The sequence below is a fragment of the Nocardioides sp. NPDC087217 genome, assembly GCF_044744805.1.
In the GTDB taxonomy this organism is placed as follows: Bacteria; Actinomycetota; Actinomycetes; order Propionibacteriales; family Nocardioidaceae; genus Nocardioides.
In genome coordinates this window covers 636,518-659,572 of the sequence record NZ_JBIUZB010000002.1, presented here as the reverse complement: position 1 = coordinate 659,572, position 23,055 = coordinate 636,518, and the positions used below count along the sequence as shown (strand labels likewise).

At 71.0% G+C, this 23,055-nt stretch carries 18 protein-coding genes; 7 read left to right on the top strand and 11 right to left on the bottom strand.

The window, feature by feature from the left end; genetic code table 11:
- Positions 1–276 precede the first annotated feature (276 nt).
- The 6 genes from ACIO3S_RS10475 to ACIO3S_RS10450 are packed head-to-tail and all read right to left on the bottom strand — an operon-like array spanning position 277 to position 7,826.
- Positions 277–1,026 carry a GntR family transcriptional regulator gene (locus ACIO3S_RS10475; RefSeq protein WP_400462681.1) on the bottom strand — a complete coding sequence of 250 codons (750 nt, stop codon included), beginning with the start codon at positions 1,024–1,026 and terminating at the stop codon, positions 277–279.
- Entirely contained in the window at positions 1,007–2,605 is a 1,599-nt protein-coding gene (locus ACIO3S_RS10470) for a dipeptide ABC transporter ATP-binding protein (protein ID WP_400462678.1), read from the bottom strand. Before ACIO3S_RS10470 ends, ACIO3S_RS10475 begins: the two co-directional genes overlap by 20 nt.
- Positions 2,589–4,373, bottom strand: a complete 1,785-nt coding sequence (locus ACIO3S_RS10465) for a gamma-glutamyltransferase family protein (RefSeq protein ID WP_400462675.1) — start codon at positions 4,371–4,373, stop codon at positions 2,589–2,591. The genes ACIO3S_RS10470 and ACIO3S_RS10465 overlap by 17 nt, the downstream gene beginning before the upstream one ends.
- Positions 4,370–5,236, bottom strand: coding sequence for an ABC transporter permease (locus ACIO3S_RS10460; RefSeq protein ID WP_400462672.1), 867 nt, complete (start codon positions 5,234–5,236; stop codon positions 4,370–4,372). The genes ACIO3S_RS10465 and ACIO3S_RS10460 overlap by 4 nt, the downstream gene beginning before the upstream one ends.
- Positions 5,233–6,186 (bottom strand): ABC transporter permease, encoded by a 954-nt coding sequence (locus ACIO3S_RS10455; RefSeq protein ID WP_400462669.1) that lies wholly within the window; start codon positions 6,184–6,186, stop codon positions 5,233–5,235. The genes ACIO3S_RS10460 and ACIO3S_RS10455 overlap by 4 nt, the downstream gene beginning before the upstream one ends.
- Entirely contained in the window at positions 6,186–7,826 is a 1,641-nt protein-coding gene (locus ACIO3S_RS10450) for an ABC transporter substrate-binding protein (RefSeq protein WP_400462666.1), read from the bottom strand. Before ACIO3S_RS10450 ends, ACIO3S_RS10455 begins: the two co-directional genes overlap by 1 nt.
- Positions 7,827–7,992: 166 nt before the next feature.
- Here ACIO3S_RS10450 and ACIO3S_RS10445 point away from each other — a divergent pair, with 166 nt between their 5' ends.
- Complete coding sequence (locus ACIO3S_RS10445; RefSeq protein WP_400462663.1) at positions 7,993–9,114, top strand: calcium:proton antiporter; 1,122 nt, start codon at positions 7,993–7,995, stop codon at positions 9,112–9,114.
- A 4-nt stretch (positions 9,115–9,118) separates the two neighbouring features.
- Here the strand turns inward: ACIO3S_RS10445 and ACIO3S_RS10440 are convergent, their stop codons facing one another.
- The 3 genes from ACIO3S_RS10440 to ACIO3S_RS10430 form a co-directional block, all read right to left on the bottom strand.
- Positions 9,119–12,478: an ATP-binding protein gene (locus ACIO3S_RS10440; RefSeq protein WP_400464606.1), complete on the bottom strand. Its 3,360-nt coding sequence runs from the start codon at positions 12,476–12,478 to the stop codon at positions 9,119–9,121.
- A 2-nt stretch (positions 12,479–12,480) separates the two neighbouring features.
- Positions 12,481–13,200, bottom strand: a complete 720-nt coding sequence (locus tag ACIO3S_RS10435) for a DUF4194 domain-containing protein (RefSeq protein WP_350844698.1) — start codon at positions 13,198–13,200, stop codon at positions 12,481–12,483.
- 68 nt (positions 13,201–13,268) lie between these two features.
- Positions 13,269–14,780: a DUF3375 domain-containing protein gene (locus tag ACIO3S_RS10430; protein ID WP_400462660.1), complete on the bottom strand. Its 1,512-nt coding sequence runs from the start codon at positions 14,778–14,780 to the stop codon at positions 13,269–13,271.
- Positions 14,781–14,879: 99 nt separating this feature from the next.
- Here ACIO3S_RS10430 and ACIO3S_RS10425 point away from each other — a divergent pair, with 99 nt between their 5' ends.
- Complete coding sequence (locus ACIO3S_RS10425; protein WP_350713930.1) at positions 14,880–16,058, top strand: Ig-like domain-containing protein; 1,179 nt, start codon at positions 14,880–14,882, stop codon at positions 16,056–16,058.
- Here the strand turns inward: ACIO3S_RS10425 and ACIO3S_RS10420 are convergent.
- On the bottom strand, positions 16,055–16,480 hold the full coding sequence (locus tag ACIO3S_RS10420; protein WP_400462657.1) for an SRPBCC family protein: 426 nt from the start codon (positions 16,478–16,480) through the stop codon (positions 16,055–16,057). The two genes, ACIO3S_RS10425 and ACIO3S_RS10420, sit on opposite strands and share 4 nt — an antisense overlap.
- Positions 16,481–16,554: 74 nt before the next feature.
- Between ACIO3S_RS10420 and ACIO3S_RS10415 the strand changes: the two genes are divergently transcribed.
- Positions 16,555–16,998, top strand: a complete 444-nt coding sequence (locus ACIO3S_RS10415) for a hypothetical protein (protein WP_400462654.1) — start codon at positions 16,555–16,557, stop codon at positions 16,996–16,998.
- Positions 16,999–17,026: 28 nt separating this feature from the next.
- Here ACIO3S_RS10415 and ptsP read toward each other — a convergent pair whose 3' ends face one another.
- On the bottom strand, positions 17,027–18,703 hold the full coding sequence (ptsP, locus tag ACIO3S_RS10410; protein ID WP_400462651.1) for a phosphoenolpyruvate--protein phosphotransferase: 1,677 nt from the start codon (positions 18,701–18,703) through the stop codon (positions 17,027–17,029).
- Between the two features lie 106 nt (positions 18,704–18,809).
- Between ptsP and ACIO3S_RS10405 the strand changes: the two genes are divergently transcribed.
- Genes ACIO3S_RS10405 through ACIO3S_RS10390 form a run of 4 tightly spaced genes read left to right on the top strand, consistent with a single transcriptional unit; the run spans position 18,810 to position 22,882 of the window.
- Positions 18,810–19,592, top strand: coding sequence for a DeoR/GlpR family DNA-binding transcription regulator (locus ACIO3S_RS10405; RefSeq protein WP_400462648.1), 783 nt, complete (start codon positions 18,810–18,812; stop codon positions 19,590–19,592).
- Entirely contained in the window at positions 19,589–20,542 is a 954-nt protein-coding gene (locus tag ACIO3S_RS10400; RefSeq protein WP_400462645.1) for a 1-phosphofructokinase family hexose kinase, read from the top strand. Before ACIO3S_RS10405 ends, ACIO3S_RS10400 begins: the two co-directional genes overlap by 4 nt.
- On the top strand, positions 20,539–22,596 hold the full coding sequence (locus ACIO3S_RS10395) for a fructose-specific PTS transporter subunit EIIC (protein WP_400464603.1): 2,058 nt from the start codon (positions 20,539–20,541) through the stop codon (positions 22,594–22,596). The genes ACIO3S_RS10400 and ACIO3S_RS10395 overlap by 4 nt, the downstream gene beginning before the upstream one ends.
- 28 nt (positions 22,597–22,624) lie before the next feature.
- On the top strand, positions 22,625–22,882 hold the full coding sequence (locus tag ACIO3S_RS10390; RefSeq protein WP_160023680.1) for an HPr family phosphocarrier protein: 258 nt from the start codon (positions 22,625–22,627) through the stop codon (positions 22,880–22,882).
- Positions 22,883–23,055 lie beyond the last annotated feature (173 nt).

The following is a 23,055-nucleotide window of genomic DNA, read 5'->3' as shown; positions in this document are numbered from 1 at the left end:
TCGCCGCCGCCCCGATACAGGCGAAATCTTTCTCGATCGGGTGCCGAGTCAAGGACCGCGAAGCGGCCGGCGAAGCCGGCGCCCGAAGGGCGTCCTTGACGCGGCGCCCGATCGAGAAACACTCAAATCAAGGGTCGGCGGCGAACCCCGAAACGAAGAACAGTCACCCAACCGAGGTTTCCCGCGGAATCGACCGTGTTGGTCTCGACACGCCTCCGCCTAGCGGCTCCGGCGGCTCGACCAGCGGAGCAGGCTCGACCAGCGGAGCAGGCCGGCTCACGCAGGCGGACGCCCACCACCCGGAACAGGTGGAAGGGTCCTCAGCTCCTCGACCTTCTCCGGCGGAGCGCTGCGCAACGCGTAGCCGATCCGCGACTCACGTACGTGCCAGCCCATCAGCTCGGCGGCGCGGTCGCAGTCACCCGCGTCGATCGCGGCCAGGATGCGCCGGTGGTCGGGCCAGAGCCGCTTGCCGCGGGAGAAGGTGTCGAGAGCGTAGAGCCACTCGATCTTGTGGGAGAGCTGACGCAGCAAGGTGGCCAGCGTCTTGCTGCCGCTGAGCTCGGCGACGAGGATGTGGAAGCGGTCGTTGAGCGCGACCAGGGGCTCCAGATCGTCCCGGGCGACCCACTCGTCCCCTTCGTCGAGGATCTGCGCGAGCTCGCGCCGGATCTCGAACCACGCCTGGTTGGGCTCGGGCTGGTCGAAGAGACCCCTGGCCCGTTCGGCCGCGCGGCGAGCGGTCGCGATCTCGAGCGCCTCCCGGACCGCGAAGAGGTCGTCCGCCTCGTCGAACGGGACGTGGCCGACCTTCGACCCGATGTGCGGCGTGGACTCGATGAACCCCTCCGCCTCGAGTGCGCGCAGCGCCTCGCGCACCGGCACCCGGCTGACGCCGTAGCGCTGGGCCAGGAAGGCCTCGGTCACCCTGGTCCCGGGGGTCAGCTCCCCGGCGATGATGTCGCGGCGTACGGCTGCTGTCAGCGCACCAGCCGGACGACCGCCCTCAGCCTGCGAGAGCCGCACCGGGGATCGCTTCCAGCAACTCGGCGGTGTAGGCCGAGGTCGGTGCGGTGAAGATCTGGTCCACGGTGTCGTGCTCGACGACCCTGCCCTTGTGCATGACCACGACTCTATGTGCGATCTGACGTACGACGGCGAGATCGTGGGTGATGAACAGGTAGCTGAGGCCGAGATCACGCTGCAGGTCGGCCAGCAGGGTGAGGATCTGGTCCTGGACGAGCACGTCGAGCGCGGAGACCGCCTCGTCGCAGATCACCAGCTCCGGGTCGAGGGCCAGTGCCCGGGCGATCGCGACCCGCTGCCGCTGGCCCCCGGAGAGCTCGCTGGGTCGTCTCCCGGCGACAGACCCGGGCAGCGCCACCTGGTCGAGGAGCTCGCGTACGCGGCCCTGCCGGTCCTTCCGCTCGTCGACCCGGTGGATGTGCAGTGGCTCGGCGACCAGCTGGGCGACGGTGAAGGTGGGGTCCAGGGAGCTGTAGGGGTCCTGGAAGACGGGCTGCACGCGACGGCGCAGATCGGCCCGGTCAGCGCGCGATGCCCCGGCGATGCTGCGGCCGTCGATCCGCGCGGTGCCGGAGGTCGGTGTCTCCAGGCCGAGGACCATCTTGGCGATGGTCGACTTCCCCGATCCCGACTCCCCCACGACCGCGGTCGTGGTGCCGCGCTCGACGGAGAAGGAGGCATGGTCGACGGCGCGGAAGGTCCCGCTGTGCCGGCCGCGGAGCTTGAACTCCTTGACCAGGTCCTCCACCACGAGGATCGGATCGGTGCCGTCCGGACGCGACGGCGAGCGACCCTCCCGGTCCAGCGACGGAGATGCCGCGATCAGCCGCCTGGTGTAGTCGTGCTGCGGGTCCCTGAGGATCTGGGCCGCGGGCCCGGTCTCGACGATGCTGCCGTCGTGCATCACGACCACCCGGTCGGCCCGGTCCGCCGCGAGCCCGAGGTCATGGGTGACGAAGAGCAGCGAGGTGCCGTGGGCTGCGACGAGGGTCTCGAGGTGGTCGAGGATCCGCCGCTGCACGGTCACGTCCAGCGCACTGGTGGGCTCGTCCGCGATCAGCAGCTTCGGCTCGCGGGCCAGCGCCATCGCGATCAGGACGCGCTGACGCATCCCTCCGGAGAACTCGTGCGGATACTGCCCCGCCCGGCGCTCCGCCTCGGGGATTCCCGCCTCGGTGAGCAGCTCGAGCACCCGTTCCTCGACCGCGGTGCCGCGGAGCCCCGCCGCGACGAGCGCGTCGGCGATCTGAGCACCGACCCTCATCGCGGGGTTGAGGTTGGTCATCGGGTCCTGCGGAACCAGGCCGATGCGCTCGCCCCGCAGGCGCCGCCAGGCCTTCTCCGTACGTCCCGTCAGCTCGTCGTCGCCGAGCCTGATCGAGCCTCCCGTGACATGCCCCGTTCCGGGCAGCAGGCCCAGGATCGCCGCGACCAGCGTCGACTTCCCCGAGCCCGACTGGCCGACGACAGCGACCCGCTCACCGTGGCCGACGGCCAGGTCGACGCCGTGGAGCACCTCCGTGCGACCGAAGGCGACCCGGAGGTCGGTGACCGACAGCATCTCAGCGTCCGACGGCATAGCCCTGCGCCCCTCTCGGGTTGGCGGCGGCGGAGAGCGTCCCGGTCGCTGGGTCCCTGGTCACCGCGGAGAGCCGGCCCAGCGACCAGTCGCCGGCCGCCTCGACGGCATGGCCGCGCTCGCGCAGGCTCTCGATGAGTGCCTCGCCGAGCCTGTCCTCCACCACGGCGCCCGCCGGCGTCCAGGTGCGCGGCCAGAAAGACCCCGGGAACGAGGTCGAGTGGAGTGCGGGCGCGTCGATCGCCTGCTGAGGCGTGTAGCCGCCCACGATCGTGCGCAGCAGGTAGAGCAGCTGCCACTGGTCCTGCTGGTCACCGCCGGGAGAACCCACCGCGGTGACCGCCTCGCCGTCGCGCAGCACCAACGTCGGGGTGAGCGTCGTGCGCGGTCGGCGCCCGGGCTGCAGGGTGGACGGGAGACCGGGCTCCAGCCAGGTCATCTGCAGCCGGGTGCCGAGGCAGAACCCGAGATCCGGGATCGTCGGGGAGGACTGCAGCCAGCCGCCTGACGGGGTCACCGCGATGATGTTGCCCCACCGGTCGGCGACGTCGATGTGGCAGGTGTCGCCGCGTACGTCCCCGGTCGGCGAGACGGTGGGCTCGCCGACTCCGGCCGCCGCGGCGGCCGGATCGTAGGTCTCCCTCAACGGCGGAAGCTCCTTGGCGTCCAGGCCGGGACGGACCTCCCGGCTGGCCACGTCGCCGATCAGGGCACGGCGGGTGGCGGCGTACTCCTGGGAGAGCAGGACCGCCATCCGCTCCGCGTCGGCGCCATCACCGTAGTGGGCGTCGCGGTCGGCGAAGGCCAGCTTGGTCGCCTCCAGGATCGTGTGCGCCCCCTCGGGGTTGCACGGGTCGAGCAGCGCGTCGTCCAGCGGGTCGAGCAGGTTGAGGATCTGGAGCAGGACCGGCCCCTGCGTCCACGCCCCGGCCTTCGCGATCGTGTGACCCCGGAACGACGTGCTCACCGGCGTCTCGTACGCAGCGGAGAACCCAGCCATGTCAGCCGCCGTGATCACCCCGGAATGGTCGGTTCCGGAGGCATGGCGGTGCGGGGTGCGTACGAACTCCTCGATCGCCTCGGCGACGAACCCGCTCCCCCAGGCCGCGCGGGCCGCATCGATCCGCGTCTGCCTGGTCGCGGCCCCCTCGCCTGCGGCAACGAGCCGCTCCAGCACCGAGGCGTAGGCCTCGTTGCGGACCATGGTGTCGGGCTCCGGCAGCTCGCCGTCGACGAGCCAGCGCTCGGCCGAGGTGGGCCAGTGGTCGCGGAAGAGGTCGGCCACCGTGGCGATCGTGGCGACGGTGCGGCCCAGGATCGGGTGACCGTTGCGGGCGTAGTCGATCGCGTAGTCGAGGATGTCGCCGAGTTCCCAGGTGCCGTGGTCGCGCAGCAGCATCAGCCATGCCTCGACCGCGCCGGGAACGGCCGCGGCGAGCGCCCCCGCCCCGGGGACCAGCTCGAGCCCCTCGGCGCGCATGTGCTCGACGGAGGCTCCCGCGGGTGCGGGGCCCTGACCCATCAGGACCGTCGGCTCGCCCTCGGAGGTCGCGAAGATCCCGACGAGATCACCGCCCGGACCGTTGAGATGCGGTTCGACGACGTGCAGCACGAAACCACCGGCCACGGCAGCGTCGAAGGCGTTGCCGCCCCGCTCCAGCACCGCCTGCGCGGCCCCGCTGGCCAGCCAGTGGGTCGAGGCGACCATCCCGAACCTGCCGAGCAGGTCGGGTCGGGTCTTGAACTCGGAAGCAGGTGTGTAGGTCATGACGTCCTCTCGTCGTTGGCCGGGTCGAGGCTGTCGCGCAGCCCGTCCCCGAAGAGGTTGAAGCTGAGACAGATGATCGCGATCAGCGCACCGGGGAAGACACCGAGCCACGCGTCTTGGGCCAAGTATTGCTGCGCGTCCGAGAGCATCACCCCGAGGCTCGCCTCGGGCGGCTGGATGCCGAGACCGAGGAAGGAGAGCACCGCCTCCCCGAGCACCGCGGAGGGCATGATGATCGTCGCCTGCACGATGATCGCGGACAGCGCGTTGGGCAGGATGTGCCGACCCATGACGCGCAGGCTGCTCGCGTTCATGGTCACGGCCGCCGCCACGAAGTCGGTCGTCCGCAGTCGCAGCGCCTCGCCGCGTACGACCCGGATCATCTGCGGCACGTGCGCGATCCCGAGCGCCAGGACCGCGTTGGACAGGCTCGCCCCACGGATGGCGGCGAGTCCGACGGCGAGGATCAGGAACGGGAACGCGAGCGCCACGTCGGTGAATCGGGACACCAGCGCGTCAGCCCAGCGCCAGGACCCGGCGATGAGGCCGAGCGGGACCCCGACGACCGTCGCGACCAGCACCGACAGCACCCCGACCTGCAGGGACGCCCTCGCCCCGTAGAGCATCCGTGAGAGCGTGTCGCGGCCCAGGTTGTCGGTGCCGAGCGGGAACCCGATCGTGCCCGGCCGCTGGAAGGGAGCGTCGAAGTGAGTCGTCGTCGGGCCGTAGGGTGCGAGCACCGGCGCCAGCACGGCCGCCAGCACGACGATGCCGAGGATCGTTCCGCCGGCCATGGCGGTCCGGTTGGACCGCATCCGTCGCCACCAGGTGCTGGGCCCGGCGTACGTCGTGGTCGTCGTCATGCGGCACCTGCCACGCGGATCCGGGGGTCGAGGACGGAGTAGAGCACGTCGACGGCCAGGTTGATCAGGACATATCCGACGGTGATGATCACGACGACGGCTTCGATGACCGGGTAGTCCCGGGTGAACACGCTGTTGAGCGTGAGCTTGCCGAACCCGGGCAGGCCGAAGATGCTCTCGGTGACCACCGCCCCCGAGATGAGCCCACCGAGCTGCAGCCCGACGATGGTGACCACGACCAGGAGCGAGTTCCGCAGGCCGTACGCCAGCAGCACCCGCTGCCCGCCCAGCCCCTTGGCACGGGCGGTACGGACGAAGTCCGACCCCATCGTCTCGATCATCGAGGCACGGGTCTGGCGCATCACCGCGGCTGCGATCGCGAGCGAGAGGATCAGCGCCGGCAGGGTCAGGTGGTAGATCGCATCCACCGGGTTCTCGAGCATCGGCACGTAGCCGGAGGCCGGGAAGAGCGAGAGCCGCACCGACAGGTAGAGGATCGCCAGCAGCCCGAGCCAGAAGCTCGGCACCGAGAGCCCCACCATCGCGACCCCGTTGGCGAGGAACTCCGGCCACCGGCCGCGGCGCCGCTCGGCGATGACCCCGAGGGCGAGCCCCACGACGACGGCGATCAGCAGGGCGTACGCCGCCAGCCACAGTGTCACCGGGAGCGTGCTGCCGAGCAGCTCGGTGACCGGCGTGCCGGTGCGCAGCGAGCGCCCGAAGTCACCGTGCACGTAGTTCCGGACCCAGGTGGCGTACTGCACCCAGAGCGCCTGGTCGAGCCCGAGGTCGGCGCGGACCGCGGCGATCCGCTCCGGGCTCGCCTCCTCCCCTGCCATCGCCAGCGCGGGGTCACCGGGCAGCATGCGCACCCCGGCGAAGATCACCATCGAGGAGAGCACGATCGTGAGCAGCGAGTGCCACGTCCTGGTGAGGAGATAGGCGCCCATCAGCCGGCCAGGTAGGCGGCGCCGCTGATGCGTACGACGCCGTCGGAGAAGACGGAGACGCCGGCGATCTGCTTCGACAGCCCGGTCAGGTTCCGCTGACGGTAGAGGTAGACGATCGGGTTGTCCTCCTGGACCTGGGCGATCGCCTTGCCGTAGAGATCGGCGCGCTCGGCGGTATCCGTCTCGGAGGCGGCGTCGGTGAGGAGCTTGTCGACCTCGGCGTTGCTGTAGCCCATGGTGTTCTGACCCGCGCCGGTGGTGAGGAAGTTGAAGGTGTTGCCGTTGGGGTCGACGCGTCCGGACCAGCCGAGCTGCATCGCCTCGAACGCGCCGCGGTCGTTGTTGTCCAGGAGGGTGGTGTACTCCACCGGCTCGATCCGCAGGTCGAAGCCGGCCGCCTCGACCTGGGCCTGGAGCGCCTGCGCGAACTGCAGGCTGCTCGGGGTGTTGGAGGTCTGCATCGTGACCTTCAGCGGGGTCGTGACACCCGCTTCCTCGAGCAGCTTCTTGGCTCCTGCCGGGTCGTGCTCGGGGCAGGCCTGGGAGGCGTCAGTGGCGAACTCGCTGCTGTCCGCGATCGGCGAGCAGGTCGGGTCGTAGTAACCGTGGAAGACGCTCTGCACCAGCTGCTCGCGGTCGACCGCCATCGAGAACGCCCGGCGTACGTCCTTGCTCTTCGCGATCGGGGTGTCGATCTGCGCGACCGGGGTGCCGACGCCGTTCTGGTTGCCGATGTTGATCTGGACGCCCTGGTAGCCGAAGGAACCCACCTGCATCATCGACAGGTCGCTGTCCTTGCGGAGGTCGGCCATGTCCGCCGGCGCGAGCGAGTCGGCGACCTGGACGTCGCCGGACTTGAGGTTGGCCGCGCGGATCGAGGCGTCGGTCATGATCCGGTAGACGATCTTGTCCAGGTGGACATTCTCGGCGTCGTAGTAGCCGGCGTCCTTCTCCACGGTGATGGAGGTGCCGGGCACGCGGTCGACGAACTTGAACGGCCCGACACAGGTCGGGTGGTCGGCGAAGTTGTCGCCCAGCTCCTTCAACGCGGTGGGCGACATGATCATCCCGGCACGGTCGGCCAGCGAGGCCGTCAGCGGCGAGAACGGCTCCTTGAACCTCAGCCGCACCTCGTACGGACCGCTCGCCTCAACCTCGCTCAGCGTGCCGAGCTCGCTGGCGCGCGAGGAGTCCGGCTTGGTGAGGTTCCGCTTCAGCGTGGTCACCACGGCTGCCGCGTCGAACGGCGTCCCGTCGGCGAACTTCACGCCTTCCTTGACCGGGAAGGTGGCGACCAGGCCGCCCTCGGAGAGCTCGGGAAGCGCGGTGGCCAGCATCGGCACGATCCCGCCGTCGGCGTCGATGTCGTAGAGCTTCTGGCAGACCGTCTCCATCACGTAGCGCGTGTAGAGCGAGGACGACGTTGTGGGGTCGAGCGCGTCGGGGTCGGCGGAGAGGCCCATGGTGAGCGTCCCGCCCTCCTTGATCTCCTTGTCGCCGATCCCGATCGTAGTGACGACATCACCCGCGACCTTGTCGGAGGACTCGGTCGAGGTCTTCTGGACCTCGCTGCAGGCACTCGCGCTCAGGGCGAGGGCGAAGACGGCGGCGTACGCAGCAAGGCGGGGTATCCGTGGCATGGCTGCTCCTGGGGGTGGGGGAACGCGGGCAACGAACTGAATGCAATCATCAAGGATTCACCACGGTTGTATACAACGTGTGCCGATTGGGTAAATCGGCCAAGGTCACGTGCAGCGACAGGTGTCAGGAGACGGGTGCGCGAGTCCTGACCGTTAAGGTCGACCCATGAGTGCGCCAGCGGTCCGGGGCCGCCTGCAATGGTCAGTGGTCGTGCCGATCCTCGCCCTGGTGGTGCTGGTCTTCGCGTGGCTCCGCCACGACCACTGGACGATCCTGGCCGTGGTGGCAGCGGTGCTGATCGGTGCGGTGCTGGGCGCGGTCCACCACGCCGAGGTCGTCGCCCACAAGGTCGGCGAGCCGTTCGGCTCGCTGATCCTCGCGATCGCGGTGACCGTGATCGAGGTCGGTCTGATCGTGATGCTGATGACCAGCGGTGGCGACAGCACGAGCACCTATGCCCGCGACACCGTCTTCGCCGCGGTGATGATCACCCTCAACGGCATCGTCGGGCTCTCGCTCATGGTCGGCGCCCTCAAGCACGGGCTGGTCAGCTTCAACGCCGCCGGCACCGGGTCGGCGGTCGCCACCGTCATCGCCCTGGCCGGTCTCACCCTGGTGCTGCCGAGGTTCACGACGTCGGCGCAGGGCCCGCAGTACTCGACGTCGCAGCTCGTCTTCGCCGCCATCGCCTCGCTGGCGCTCTACGTCGCCTTCCTGTTCACCCAGACGGTCCGCCACCGCGACTTCTTCCTCCCCGTCACCAGCGACGAGCACGGTCGGATGACCGGTCTGGTCGATCTCGACAAGGACAGCCACGCCGACCCGCCCTCGGCGGGCGAGGCCGCCCTCAGCCTGGCCCTCCTCCTGGTCTCCCTCGTCGCCGTGGTCGGCCTGGCGAAGGTCCTCTCCCCCACGATCGAGAGCACCGTCAAGAGCCTCGGGTTCCCCTACGCGGTCGTGGGCGTGGTGATCGCCCTTCTCGTCCTCGCTCCCGAGTCGATCGCCGCGGTCCGCAACGCCTCTCGGGACCGGGTCCAGACGAGCCTCAACCTCGCCTACGGCTCAGCGATGGCGTCGATCGGACTCACCATCCCCGCCCTCGCCGTGGCGATGATCTGGCTGACCGGTCCCCTCGAGCTGGGCCTCGAGCCGACCCAGATCGTGCTGCTGGTCATCTCGGTGTTCGTCACCGGGCTCACCGTCGTCCAGGGCCGCGTCTACGCCCTGCAGGGGTTCGTCCACCTCGTCCTGCTGGCCGCGTTCCTGTTCCTCTCGATGCAGCCTTAGCCGGTCACCGCGCCGGGACCTCGTCGAGGCCGACCTCCAGCTTCGGGAACGAGTGGCCCTCGGCGTCCTTGAGCACGGTGTACTGCACCTCGACGTGCGGCTCGATGGCGCTGTGCTTGTCGTTGGGGGCGCCGATGATGAGCTGGAAACCGAGACCTCGCCAGGCGCCGATCGCTCGGCCGGTGAAGCGGGCGTCGGCCTTGATGAGCGCCTCGTCGAGGAAGACCGGCGCGTAGCGCGGCCGCTCGGCGCCGGCGTCGCCGAGCTGGTAGCGCAGCGCCGCACCGACGATGAAGGCGACCAGCTCCTGCGACTCGCCACCGGACTTCTCGCCGATGTGGTCGTAGAGAGCGACGTGCTCACCGGTGTCGGCGGTGACCTTCTCGGCGCTGACCCGGACGTGGTTGCGTACATCGATCAGGTCGGCGAAGTCGGGCGCCGTGCGGCGCATGCGGTCGATGAGCCGGGACATCCGGGTGTAGGCCTGCTCCCGGGTCTCGTTGGACGACGCCTTCTCGATCAGGTCGCGCACGGCGCGGAGCTCCTTGCGGAAGCGGCCACGCACCGCCGACTGGCCCTCCTGGGTGTCGATCCGGAGGCGGTGGCCGTCGTCGTTGAAGGGCAGCTCGGCGAGGATCTGGTTGATCGGGTCGATCCGGTCCCGGATCTCACGCACGGCCCGCGACAGGGTCGAGTCGAGGTTGGTCAGGTCGTTGCCCGACAGCTTGAGCAGCGAGTCGCGCCACTCGACCTCGAGCTCGTGCAGGCCACTGGTCTGCAGCTCGTCGAGGAGACGGTCGAAGTCGGCATAGGAGGCATCGGGGTCGGTGTGGAGGTTGGGGTTGGGCCAGCGCTCGAGGAACGCCTCGAACGTCTGCCGCAGCTGGACGCGGGCGGCCCCGATCGTCTCCTGGGCGGCGGCGCGGTCGGTCTCGAGGCTCTCGCCCGCCCGGGCGAAGACGGCATCGAGCTCGGCGAGCGCGTCCTCGCGCCGGCCGGCCTCCTCGCCGCCGGCCGCCTTGAAGAGCTGCTCGAGATAGTCGGCCTGGGCCGGCGCGACATCGGTGCCCGAGGCGGCCGCGTCCTCCAGCGCGTCCTTGGCCCGGTCGACCTGCTCGACGACGTCGCTCCAGCGCACGTCGAGCTCCTTGACGGTGCTCTTGGCGGCCCCGATCCCCTCGCGCAGCGAGTCGACCTTGGCGCGGGCGCTCTTCAGCCGCTCCTGCAGCGTGGCGATCTCCGGGTTGTCGGCGGTGACCTCCTCGATCACCGCGGCCCAACGGTCCCGCTCGGCTGCGGCCCCGGCGACGTCGACCTGGTCCCAGGTGAGCGCGGTGACCGCCTTGAAGGACGTACGTCGCAGGTCGAGGTCCTTGATGGCTCGCTCCGCCTCGGCGACCGCCATGCTCGCCGTCTCCGCGTCCTTGCGCGCCGTCTCGAGGAGCTCGGTGAGCTCGGCGACGCGCCGGGTGTTGGTGAAGCCGAGCACGTTGCCGGCGCCGTGACCGCCGTGGGCCCCGCGCGTCCCCTGTGAGACCTGGCCGGTCACGGTCAGCGCCATCCGGTGCTGACCGAGCAGAGCAGGCGTCTGCACGCAGACGTAGCCGTGCCGCTCCGTCAGCCGCTGCTTGAGCCAGCCGGTGAACACACCCCGGCGGTAGTCGAGGCGGCCCGGAAGAGTGCCCTCGTCCAGACTGTGCACACCATCCTTCACGCCGGTGCGGACGGCCTCGTAGCGGATCCGGGTGCGCTGCCGTACGGACTCGATCGCGGCCCGGAAAGCGCCGACATGAGCGGAGTCGACGAGCATCGTGGTGGCGAACCCGCCCAGGGCCAGGTTGAACGCCTCGCGCCAGGCCTCGTGCTCGGTGCGTACCTCGACCAGCTCGCCGACGAACGGCATCTCCGCCGGGCTCAGCCCGGCCGCCTCCGCGAGCACCGCGCGGGCCGCGCGCAACGGCTCGGGGATGTTGCTCTTGGTCTTCTCGGCATCGGCGAGCTCGCTCTCGAGCCGGCCGACCTGGCCGATCGCGTCGGCCTCGGCCGAGCGGGCTGAGGCGTAGGCGTTGAGGGCGGTGGTGCGGGCGTCGTCGTCGACCAGCGCCTCCTGCGCGGTCACCTGGAGGGTCTCGAACTGGTCCGGAGTCGCGGCCACCGCACCGAGGACGGCGAGCTCCTTGTCGAGCGCCTCGCGGGCGCGGCGTACGTTGTCGACCCGGGTCTCGGCGGACCTGATCTCGCGGGTGGCCTCCTCGAGGCGCCGGCCGCCGGAGGCGGCGACGGTGACCGCGAGGCCGTCGCGCTCGGACTCGGCGGCGTCGATCAGCGCCTGCTTCTCGGCGACCGTCTTCTCCGCGGCGCTCTTGCGGGAGCTCAGGTCCGACTCCAACTCGCTGAGCAGGTCGACCCGCTTGCCGGCCCGCCAGAGCCCGGCGGGGGTGGTCTCGTCACCGAAGGCACCGATCCCGTCGATAACCTCCAGCCTGGCGGCAGCGTCCTCGATCGCCGCCCGGTGCTCGCGGATCGGCGTCAGCGCACGCACCTGCTGCTGCGCGGTGACCATCCGGTCGCGGGTCGCGGAGAGCTCGTCGAAGTGGGCGACGACGCCGTCGGCGGTCGCGAGGGTCTCGGGCTCCTCGAGCACCATCTTCTTGTAGAGGTCGTCGACCGTGGTGATCTGCTGCCCCGCCTGGATCCTTCCCAGCAGGTTGACGGCCTTCTCGCCGTCGCCCGCGGCACCGATCCCGAGCGCGGAGTGGATCCGAGCGGTGAAGTCGCGGTCGGTGTCGATCGGAGTGAGCCCGACCTCGGCGACCGAGGTGCGCGTGAACCGGTGGGCCGCGACCGGCTCCAGATCCCGTACGTCGAAGCCCGCCTCGGCCACGGCGCGGAGCTTGGTCACGTCGTCGAGATTCTTGGCGGACGCGGGGACGTACCAGGCACGGACCGCGGTGAAGCGGGCCCCGGTCTGGTCCTCCCAGGTCATCGCGATCGCCGACCAGGTGTCGCGGCCGTCGCCGCGAAGCACCCGGATCTTGGTGCCCTCGGCGGTCTTCGCCTCGTCGATCTTGCCGCGCGCGTAGGAGAGGATGTTGCGCTGGTCCTGGCCGCGTGGACGACCCACCACACCACCGTTGGAGGCACCGTTGAACGGCGTCGTGTGGGGCATGATCAACGCGATGTAGGCGTCCATCAGCGTCGACTTGCCCGACCCGGATCCTCCGGTCAGCAGCGTCGCGGTCGGTGAGAAGCGCACCCGGTGGGCGCCGTCGTAGCCGCCCCAGTTGACCAGCTGCAGCTCGCGCGCGACCCACTGCCGGCCGTTGGAGCGGGCGGGGATGAGGCCGAAGAGGCTGTCGATCATGTTCACTGCTCGGTCTCCTCTTCATCGTCGGCGTCATCGTCGTCGTTCTCGCTGGCCTCGACACGCTCCGCCGCAGGCGGGCTCGCTGCCCGACCAGCAGACTCCTTCAGCCACGCCTTCAGCTCGGCGAGCTTCTCGACGCTCAGCACGATCTCGACGAGCGGGGTGATCCGGTAGCGGTCCTCGGACTCCTCCTCGATCAGCCCCTCGCGGGCGAGCCGGTCAACGGCCCGGCGGATCTCACGGCGGGCGGCGGCGTCGCCGCTGGCGACGTCGAAGTAGGTGAGCACGGTCTGCTCCAGCTCGTCGGCGTCGACCCGCGCGGAGTTCTCCCCCGCGCCCCGCTCGCGCTGGAAGACGGTGCGGAGGTGGACCAGCACGAGCGTCTCGGCCCGCGAGTAGGCGTCGTCCTTGAGGAGCACCGGCACGTCCAGCTCCTCCGAGCGGACTTGTCGCTTGTAGGCGATGCCGCGGTCGTGGTCGACGACGAGCCGGATGAACAGGTCGTGGAGCCGGGACTCGATCACCGCCTGGTGGTCGAGCAACGTACGCCACTGCCGCGGGTTCTTCTCGGCCGTGATGAACCGGCGGCGCAGCAGCTGGACCAGCACCCGGCGGATGTCGGCGTCGAGGACACCGCGGTCCCCGACGAAGAGCTCGGTCGGGTCGTCCTCCATCGAGACGGGCTCGATGAAGCCTTCCGGCTCGCTGCCGTAGGCCACGACCCCCGCCTCATCCTCACCCTCAACTTGAGGGTTAACCTCAGCCTCGGCCGGTGTCACCGTCTCGCTCAACGCCCATCCCCTTCGTCATCTGCCGCCATCACTGCGCTGAGCCTCACTCCGCCGAACGCGAACCGTCGCCGCACCCCGTCGGCCCGGACCGCCTCGATCGTGGAGATCTCCCCCGTCTCGGCCATCCCGCGGCGATGCGCGATCTCGAGCAGCCCGAGCAGGTCGACCGGGCGCCGGATCTCCTCCGGCGCGGCCGCGAAGACCTCGGCCAGGTCGACCGGCTCGTCCGCCCCATGGGCCGCGAGATAGGTGTCCAGGTGGGCCTCGATCGCCCGGTAGCCCGGCCCGCCCCAGGCCTTGGTGTCCTCGACGGCGCTCTCCACGTCGCCCCAGTCGGCGAGCGGCGCGGGCGGCTCGGGCGGTCGCAGCTCGCTGACCGACTGGCGCAGGTGACCGAGGTCGGCGACCGGCAGCCGGCGCAGCGGCTCGACGGACTCGGCCGGCCGTGAGGACGGCATCCACGCCTGGAAGCCGACCATCACATCGCGCAGCAGGTCGTCGACCTGCCGGTCGCGGGCCGGGTCGTGCGTACGCACCTGGGTGGTGATCACGTGGGAGGCGGTCTGCTGGGCGGCCAGCACCTCGGCGACGCCCGTCTCGATCCGGCGCCCGACCGCAGCCAGCTCGGCCCGCTCGGTCGGACCCATCGCCTTCGTGAACCGGTGTCGCAGGACGGTGTGCAGGTTGGTGGCCAGGTCGTCGAGGCGGCGCGGGTCTCCGATCATCCGCAGCGCACCGGCGAACGCCTTGCCCTCCGGCGTGGAGGCCATCACGTCCTTGCCGCGCTGCAGGTACTCGCGCAGGACCTCCCCAGCCGGGCGTACGTCCTGGCGCAGGTCGGTCACCACGTCACGCTGCATCGCCCGGATCGACTCGACCACCCGCGCGAAGTCGGCCGGGAGCTCACGGGTCAGATGGAGGATGTTCTCGGCCTGCTCCAGCAGGGTGTCGTCATCGACGGTGTCGACGACGCCGGTGCGGTCCAGGCGGGCGATCTCGGCGCGTCGCTCGGCGATCTCCTCGGTCAGCCGCGCCACCCGGGTCAGCACGTCGGGGTCGGCATCCAGGGCGAGCCGCTCGACCGCCTCCAGCAGCGTCCTGACCCGCGACTCGGAGACCCGAGCCCGCGACCCGCTCGCCCGGCCCGCGATCTCGAGGGCGCCCACCGCATGCGCGGAGAGCCGGTAGACCTCGTCCTCGCCCTCGATCTGGCGCAGCAGCCACCCGGCGCGCACCCATTGGCGGCACAGCTCGCGCGCCGTGCCGACAGGCAGCATCACCTCGCCACCCTCGCCCTCGGCGTGGCCGGTCGCCCGGAGCCGGTCCAGCATGTCGCCGATCTCGGCGTGCGCGTCCACCACCGGCACGGTGGCCCGCTCGGAGGTGAAGGTCACCGAGAGCACCGCCACCACGAACGGCGCGAACCGGCCGTGCAGGAGGTCGAGCATCGGGTTCTTGAAGGCGGCCAGAGCCCCGGCGTACGCCGCCTCGACGCGAGTGTCACTCATCGGCAGATACCGTACGTGGCAGCGCCGACAACACCACAACCTTCATCACACGCGCGGACGCGCCGAGAATTCGGTTGCCGCCTACCGCATAGTTATCCCATGCGGGTTCGTCCTTTTCCTGTCGTTGTGGCCGTGGTGGCCCTGATCGCACTCTCCGGCTGCGCCGGGAACTCAGAGAGCCCGGAGTCCGCCGCGAAGGGCGAGTCGGCCAGCGCCTCGCCGTCGGCGAAGCCTCTCGCCGCCACGATCGCCCCCGCCGACGGCGCCAAGGACGTACCTGTCGACAGCGTCGTGACGGTGACGGCGACCTCGGGTGAGTTCACGAGCGTGAAGGTCGCCAAGCCCGACGGACGCACGGTGCCCGGATCGCTCTCCGAAGACAAGAAGACGTGGACCGCCAACGACCTGCTCGACCCGGCGCTGCGCTACACGGTCACCGCCACCGGCGAGACCGGCACCGTGAAGAGCAGCTTCACCACCCGCTCGCTCTCGCTGGCCCAGCAGACCTTCGCCACGATCGTCCCCGTCGACAAGTCCGAGGTCGGCGTCGGGATGCCGGTCGCGGTCTACTTCGACATCCCGGTCAAGGACCACGCGTCCTTCGAGAAGCGCATGCACGTCACCTCCACCCCGGCCCAGACCGGGTCCTGGTACTGGGTCTCCGACACCGAGGCTCGCTACCGTCCGCAGAAGTACTGGAAGCCCGGCACCACCATCAAGGTCGACCTCGACATCAACGGCGCCTCCGCCGGCGGCGACGTCTACGGCCAGCACAGCCGCACCGCCACCTACAAGGTCGGTGACGCGCACGTCTTCAAGGTCAACGCGCGTACGCATCAGATGAAGGTCTTCAGCAACGGCAAGCTGCTGCGTACGATCCCGATCACCACCGGCAAGCCCGGCTTCACCACGCGGTCGGGGATCAAGGTCATCTCCGAGAAGCACCGCGTCAAGGAGATGCGCTCGGAGACGATCGGCATCTCCGACCAGAGCTCGAGCGACTACTACTCCCTCGACGACGTCGAGTACGCCATGCGGATCAGCAACTCCGGCGAGTTCATCCACGCCGCGCCGTGGTCGACCGGGTCCCAGGGCTACGCCAACGTCTCCCACGGCTGCACCGGCCTGTCCACCGCCAACGCCGCCTGGCTCTACGGCCTGGCCCGCATCGGCGACATCGTCGACACCACCGGAACCGACCGGAAGATGGAATGGGACAACGGCTTCGGCGACTGGAACCTGTCCTGGGCCGAGTACCAGAAGGGCTCCGCACTCTAGACCGCGGCGGCCAGGCCGTTGCGGCAGCCGAGCATCATCTGCCGGTGGTTCCAGGTCAGCACCGGCCGCAGCAGCATCGAGGCCAGTCCCAGGAGGCCGTCGACGACGACCTCCTGCTCGAACACCATCCGGCTCCCGCCCGGCGCCGCCGTCAGAGTCCACCGCGCGAACCCGTCCAAGTCCCCGCCGAGCCCGACCTCCAGCGTCGGCAGGTCGCGACTGACCGCGTGCAGCACGATCTCCAGGTCGTACGGCAGAGTCGAGCGGCACACCACCAGGGCATCGTCCTCCCCCAGCTTCGCCACCGCCCGCACCTGCGGCCACCACTCGGGATAGCGCTCCAGGTCGACCAGCACGTCTCGCACCGCATCCGGAGGACTCGGGATCATCCACTTCTCCGTGAACACGTAGCGAGCAGGCACAGATTCAGTCTGCCAACCGGTCATACATAAGTGCGGCCAGATCGAACAGGACGGGCTGCGAGATACTCCTCGGCATGAACCGTCTCGGACCGGTCCCGCCGGTGATCCCGTACGCCAGCCAGCATGCCGGACCAATGCGTGTGCTCTCGTTGCGCCTGCGCCGGGGCCTGATTTCGATGCCATCGGCGAGCGTCAACATCGATGGCGCGGTGTACCCACAACAGTGGGGCGAGTGCGCTTTCGAGATCCCGGCAGACCGGCCGGTGTCAATCGCTGTCCATCAGAACGGACGCAGCGGGCAGGCCGGGCTGGCAACCGCAGTCCTTGCCCCTGATCACACTCCGACGCTGGACTACCGGGGCCCGGCCCACCTGGCGATGGCCGGCGAACTCGGCGCACCAGGCACGGTCCGCCAGCGCGGCGTCCTCGTTCAGAGTGGACTGTGCGGGTGCCTGATCGTCCTGCTCCTGCTGCTCCTGGGATTCATGGTGTTCGTCTTCGTCAGTCTGAGCCGCTGATCAGCTCGCGGCTGGTCAGCGATTCGGGTCAGCCGATGAGTTCCACGACCGCTTCGCGGCCATGGGCCGGTGATAGCGCGCCGAGCGCGGCCTCGGCGGCGGTGTCGCACAGCTCCGCGGTCACGGATCCGAGCCGGGCGCCGACTGCGGCGACCGCTGCGGGTGCCATAGACAGCGACGTGACACCGAGACCGACGAGCACCGGGGCGAGCAGCGGGTCGGCGGCGGCCTCGCCGCAGATGCCGACGGGCTTGCCGGCCGTACGTCCCGCCTCGGCGGTGATCGCGATGAGCTGCAGCACCGCCGACTGCCAGGGGTCGGTGAGGTGGGCCAGGTCGGTGGCGAGCCGGTCGGCGGCCATGGCGTACTGGGTCAGGTCGTTGGTGCCGATGGAGAGGAAGTCGACGACCTCCAGCATCCGGTGGGCCATCAGCGCCGCCGCTGGGACCTCGACCATGACTCCCGGCTTGAGGCCGCGGGCGCGGACCAGGGCGGCGAAGTCGGCGGCCTCCTGGACGGTGGCGACCATCGGCGCCATCACCCAGGTGTCCGCGCCGGTCCGCTCGGCGGCGATCGCGATGGCGTCGAGCTGGCGCTCCAGCAGGCCGGGGTTGTCCGCGGCGAGCCGCAGGCCGCGTACACCCAGAGCCGGGTTCTCCTCGCCCTCGTGGGTCGCGAAGGCGATCGGCTTGTCCGAGCCCGCGTCCAGGGTGCGTACGACGACGTGGCCACGGCTGGCGAAGGGCGCGAGCACCTCGGCGTAGACGTCGGCCTGCTCGGCCACCGTGGGCTCCTCTCGACGGTCGAGGAAGCAGAGCTCGGTGCGGAAGAGGCCCACGCCCTCGACCTGGCCGGCGGCCGCGTCGCGTGACGAGGAGCCGTCGGCGACGTTGGCGAGCAGCGCCACCGGGTGGCCGTCGGCGGTACGCCCTGGCCCGGTCCAGGCAGCCGCGGCCTGGCGTCGGGCGAGATCGGCCTCGGCGCGGGCGGCGGCGTCGGGGCCGGGCTCCAGGTCGACGAGACCGGACTGGCCGTCGACGAGCACCGGCGTTCCCTCGACGATGCCGGTCGCGCCGGCCACGCCGACCAGGCACGGGATGCCGAGCTGGCGGGCGATGATCGCGGTGTGGCTGGTGGGTCCGCCCCGCTCGGTGACCAGCGCTACCACGCGGGCCGGGTCGAGGGCAGCGGTGTCGGAGGGCGCCAGGTCGGCGGCCACCAGTACGCACCGCCCCTCGGGCACATCCACGCCGGGCTCGGGCTCGCCGGCGAGGTGGGCGAGCACCCGGCGCTCGATGTCGCGCAGGTCGGTGACCCGCTCGGCCATCAGTCCACCCATCCCGCTGAACAGCGTCGCGAACTGCTCGACCGCCGCCGCGACGGAGGCGACCAGTCCCTCCCCCGCGCGCAGGTGCTTCTCCACGGCGACCCGTAGCCCCTTGTCCCGTGCCAGGCCGGCGCTCGCGCTCAGCACGGAGGCGGCGGCGCCGGAGGCTTTCTCGGCGCGGCGGGCGTACCCGTCGGCGACGGCGGTGGCGGCCGCCTCGTAGGCAGCGAGGGCGTCGTCGGGCTTGTCGAAGCCGCGCCGCTCGAAGGCCTCCAGCGCGGCGGGATCGACCTCGGTCCGCACCACGTGGACGGGCGCCAGCACGATCCCCGGGACCACCGGGGTGCCGGAAAGGACAGATGAGTGAGACGTGACCATGACCACAAATATCTGCCCTAACCCCTTGACGAGTCAACACATTCGGGCATAAAACAACACATGTGGGCATTCACAACCTCGAAACCCACCCGAAACCACACCGATCATGAAGGAGGCCGCGATGTACGCCGAGGAGCGGCAGATCGCGACGGCCCGTCTCGTCGCCGAACGCGGGCGGATATCCGTGGCCGACATCGCCGAGCGGTTCGAGGTCACCACCGAGACCGTGCGTCGAGACCTCTCCACCCTGGAGCGACGTGGCCTGGTCCGCCGAGTCCACGGTGGCGCCGTGCCGGTGGAGGCGATGGCCGTGCTCGAGTCCGCCCTCGGCGAGCGGGAACAGACCTTCACCGCGCAGAAGGACCGCATCGCCCGGGCCGCGCTCGCACTCCTCCCGTCTGAAGGCGGCACGATCGCGATCGACGCAGGCACGACGACCAGCAGGTTCGCCCACGCCCTGCCGCGCGACCACCAGCTCACCGTGGTGACCCACGCGGTCCCCGTCGCCGCCATGCTGGCCGGCAGCCCTCAGATCGAGCTCCACCTGCTCCCCGGCCGCGTCCGGCCCGCCACCCAGGCCGCGGTCGGCGCCGAGACCGTGGACGCGCTGAGCCGCCTGCGGGTCGACGTCACCTTCGTGGCCACCAACGGGCTGACGCTGGCCCACGGCCTCTCCACCCCCGACCACGAGGAGGCAGCGACCAAGCGCGCGCTGGTCAACGCCGCCCGCCGGGTCGTGTGCCTCACCGACTCCAGCAAGATCGGCGTCGAGACCACGCTCCGCTTCGCCGCGCTGGGCAACGTCGACGTGCTCGTCACCGACAGCGACATCGACGACGACGTCGCCGACGAGCTCCGCGAGAGCGGCCTCGAGGTGCTGATCGCATGATCGTCACCCTGACCGCCAACCCGAGCATCGACCACACCGTGATGCTCACCAGCCCGCTGCGCCGCGGCGAGGTGCTGCGCGCCCGGACCACGACCTCCCAGCCCGGCGGCAAGGGCGTGAACATCTCCGGAGCCGCGTACGCCGCAGGGGTTCCCACCCGTGCCGTGCTCCCCTGTCCCGACCTCGATCCCATGGTCACCGAGCTGCGCGCCTCCGGGCTCGACGTGGTCACCGTCGGACCCGCCGGCCGGCCCCGGATCAACACCACCGTGACCGAGCCCGACGGCACCACCACCAAGCTCAACGGACCGGGCGCCACGGCAACCCCGGCGCTGCTCGACGCCCTGGCGGCCCGGCTGGTGAAGGAGGCCGAGCAGGCGCGCTGGGTCGTCCTCGCCGGGTCGCTGCCGCCCGAGGCGCCGTCCGGTTGGTACGCCGAGGTCGTGAGCGCGCTCCGGTCCACCGGCACCCACATCGCCGTCGACACCAGCGAGGCACCTCTCGAGGCGCTCGCCGCCGGGCTCCCGGCCGGCGCACCCGACCTGCTCAAGCCCAACGCCGAGGAGCTGGCCTCCATCACCGGAGCCGACTCCCTCGACGAGCCGGCCGCCGCAGCGGCGGCGGCTCGGACCCTCGTCGACCGCGGCGTCACCGCCGTGCTCGCGACCCTCGGGGCGAACGGCGCCGTCCTCGTCTCCGCGGAAGGCACCTGGCACGCCACCCCGCCGCCGACCGAGGTCGTCAGCACCGTCGGCGCCGGCGACAGCTCGCTGTTCGGCTATCTCCTCGCCGACCTGCGCGGGCTCTCCGCCCCTGAACGTCTCGGGCTCGCCGTCGCGTACGGCAGTGCAGCCGCCGGCCTCCCCGGCACCACCCTCCCCACCCCACCCCAGGTCCGTGCCGACCTCGTGTCCGTACGCGACCTCGACCCCATCACCGGAGGACTCTGATGTCCGCACTCATCGCCCCCGAGCTCGTGGCCCTCGACGCCGATCTCGGCCCTGACAAGCACGACGTCATCCGTGCCCTGGCCCAGCGCGTGGCCGACTCCGGCCGGGCCACCGACCTCGACGCGCTCGTCGCCGACGCGCTGGCCCGCGAGGAGGTCTCCGCCACCGGTCTCCCCGGCGGCCTGGCGATCCCGCACTGCCGTACGTCCGGGGTCGACGAGCCCGTCGTCTCCTTCGCTCGGCTCTCCCCGCCGGTCGACTTCGGTGGCAAGGACGGCCCCGCCGACCTCGCGTTCCTGATCGGCGCGCCGGCGGGCGGAGACGCCACGCATCTGACCATCCTGACCAAGCTGGCCCGTGCACTCGCCCGCCCCGAGTTCGGCCAGACCCTGCGGGAGACGGACTCGGCCGAGCAGGCCGCCCAGACCATCCTCGACGCGGTGGGTGACGCACCGGCCGCCCAGAGCGCCACGCAGGAACCCGCACCGGCGCCGGCCGCGGCGGAGAAGCGCACCCTGGTCGCGGTGACCGCCTGCCCCACCGGGATCGCCCACACCTACATGGCGGCCGAGGCCCTCCAGGCCGCGGCCTCCCGGGCCGGCGTGGAGATCGCGGTCGAGACCCAGGGCTCGGCCGGGGCGACGCCGTTGCCCGCCGAGACGATCGCCCGCGCCGACGCTGCCATCTTCGCCGTCGACGTCGGTGTCCGTGACCGGAGCCGCTTCGCCGGCAAGCCGCTGGTCTCCTCCGGTGTGAAGCGTCCGATCGACGACGCCGACGCGATGATCGCCGAGGCGCTCGCCGCCGCCGAAGACCCGAACGCCGCCCGCGTGGAGTCCGGCAGAGGCGACTCGTCGGAGTCCGCCGGCACCGCGTCGGAGAGCTGGGGCGGACGGACCCGCCGGGTCCTGATGACCGGTGTCTCCTACATGATCCCGTTCGTCGCCGCCGGCGGCCTGCTGATCGCGCTGAGCTTCCTGCTCGGCGGCTACGACATCACCAACGTCTACGGGGCGGTCATGGTCGACAACACTCTGACCAACCTCCCCGACGTACAGGCCCTCGGTCTCGACCACGCCCTCTTCGACAGCGGCCTCGCCGTCTATCTCGGCGCGCTGTTCTTCGTCATCGGCAAGACCGCGTTCATGCTGTTCATCCCGGCGTTGGCGGGCTATATCGCGTACGCCATCGCCGATCGCCCCGGCATCGCGCCGGGCTTCATCATGGGTGCGCTGGCCGCGAACCTGTTCGGCGTGGTCAACGCCGACGGCGTCTCGGCGCCCGCGACCGGCTTCCTCGGCGCGATCGCGGGCGGTGTCCTCGCCGGTGTGATCGCCCACTGGGTCAGCGGGTGGCGGGTTCCGAGCTGGGCGCGCGGTCTGATGCCCGTGCTGGTGATCCCGCTGGTGACCTCGATCCTCGCCGGTCTGGTGATGATCATCGTGCTCGGCAAGCCGATCAACTGGCTGATGGAGCAGCTCACCGACGGTCTCGCCGCCCTGGACGGCACCAGCGCCGTCGCCCTCGGCGCCGTGCTCGGCCTGATGATGGCCTTCGACATGGGTGGCCCGCTCAACAAGGTCGCCTACAGCTTCGCCGCCACTGGCGTCGGTGCCGCCTCGCTCGCCGCCGACTCCCCCGAGCTGCGGATCATGGCCGCCGTCATGCTCGCCGGCATGGTCCCGCCGATCGCGCTGGCGCTGGCCACCGTCGTACGCCCCCAGCTCTTCACCCCCGCAGAGCACGAGAACGGCAAGGCCGGCTGGCTGCTCGGCGCCTCGTTCATCACCGAGGGAGCGATCCCCTTCGCCGCGGGCGACCCGATGCGCGTCATCCCGGCCATCATGGTCGGCAGCGCGGTGACCGGCGGGCTCTCCCAGCTCTTCGACGTCGGCGTCCGCGCACCGCACGGCGGCATCTTCGTCCTCTTCGCCGTCACCAACGTGCTCGGATACCTGATCGCTCTGGCCGCCGGCGTGGTCGTCGGCGCAGGCATGGTGATCGCCCTCAAGTCCGTCGGTCGCGCTCCGGTCCCGGCTGCCGCGACCAGCTGAACCCTCAACCCACCACCGAAGGAGCATCATGCCCACCCAGACCGTCACCGTCGGCTCCGCCGTCGGCCTGCACGCCCGCCCCGCCGCGATCATCTCCGAGAAGGTCGACGAGCTCGGCGCCGAGATCACCCTCGCCGTCCCCGGCGGCGAGCCGGTCGATGCGGCCTCGTCGCTGCTGATCATGACCCTCGGCGCCGCCAACGGCGACAAGGTCGAGGTCACCGGCCCCGACCAGGCCGCCGTCGACACCATCGCTGCCCTGGTCGCGCAGGATCTCGACGCCTGAGCGAGGCGTCACCCAGGTCGGCCGAGACGTCACCCCCGTCGCCCGAAGCGTCAGCGCGGTCGGGGGGGGGGGGGGGGGGGGGGGGGCCCCCCCCCCCGGGGGGGGGCCCCCCCCCGGGGGGGGGGGGGGGGGGGTGGTGGTGGAGGGCACCGCCGTCCCGCCGCCGCCGCACC

Excerpts from the sequence above, each read along its gene's own strand:
- ptsP (WP_400462651.1), bottom strand. The coding sequence starts at position 18,703 with ATGGTCACGTCTCACTCATCTGTCCTTTCCGGCACCCCGGTGGTCCCG.
- ACIO3S_RS10390 (WP_160023680.1), top strand. The coding sequence starts at position 22,625 with ATGCCCACCCAGACCGTCACCGTCGGCTCCGCCGTCGGCCTGCACGCC.
- ACIO3S_RS10450 (WP_400462666.1), bottom strand. The coding sequence starts at position 7,826 with ATGCCACGGATACCCCGCCTTGCTGCGTACGCCGCCGTCTTCGCCCTC.
- ACIO3S_RS10430 (WP_400462660.1), bottom strand. The coding sequence starts at position 14,780 with ATGAGTGACACTCGCGTCGAGGCGGCGTACGCCGGGGCTCTGGCCGCC.
- ACIO3S_RS10445 (WP_400462663.1), top strand. The coding sequence starts at position 7,993 with ATGAGTGCGCCAGCGGTCCGGGGCCGCCTGCAATGGTCAGTGGTCGTG.
- ACIO3S_RS10455 (WP_400462669.1), bottom strand. The coding sequence starts at position 6,186 with ATGGGCGCCTATCTCCTCACCAGGACGTGGCACTCGCTGCTCACGATC.
- ACIO3S_RS10425 (WP_350713930.1), top strand. The coding sequence starts at position 14,880 with ATGCGGGTTCGTCCTTTTCCTGTCGTTGTGGCCGTGGTGGCCCTGATC.
- ACIO3S_RS10460 (WP_400462672.1), bottom strand. The coding sequence starts at position 5,236 with ATGACGACGACCACGACGTACGCCGGGCCCAGCACCTGGTGGCGACGG.
- ACIO3S_RS10400 (WP_400462645.1), top strand. The coding sequence starts at position 19,589 with ATGATCGTCACCCTGACCGCCAACCCGAGCATCGACCACACCGTGATG.
- ACIO3S_RS10405 (WP_400462648.1), top strand. The coding sequence starts at position 18,810 with ATGAAGGAGGCCGCGATGTACGCCGAGGAGCGGCAGATCGCGACGGCC.
- ACIO3S_RS10470 (WP_400462678.1), bottom strand. The coding sequence starts at position 2,605 with ATGCCGTCGGACGCTGAGATGCTGTCGGTCACCGACCTCCGGGTCGCC.
- ACIO3S_RS10415 (WP_400462654.1), top strand. The coding sequence starts at position 16,555 with ATGAACCGTCTCGGACCGGTCCCGCCGGTGATCCCGTACGCCAGCCAG.
- ACIO3S_RS10440 (WP_400464606.1), bottom strand. The coding sequence starts at position 12,478 with ATGATCGACAGCCTCTTCGGCCTCATCCCCGCCCGCTCCAACGGCCGG.
- ACIO3S_RS10465 (WP_400462675.1), bottom strand. The coding sequence starts at position 4,373 with ATGACCTACACACCTGCTTCCGAGTTCAAGACCCGACCCGACCTGCTC.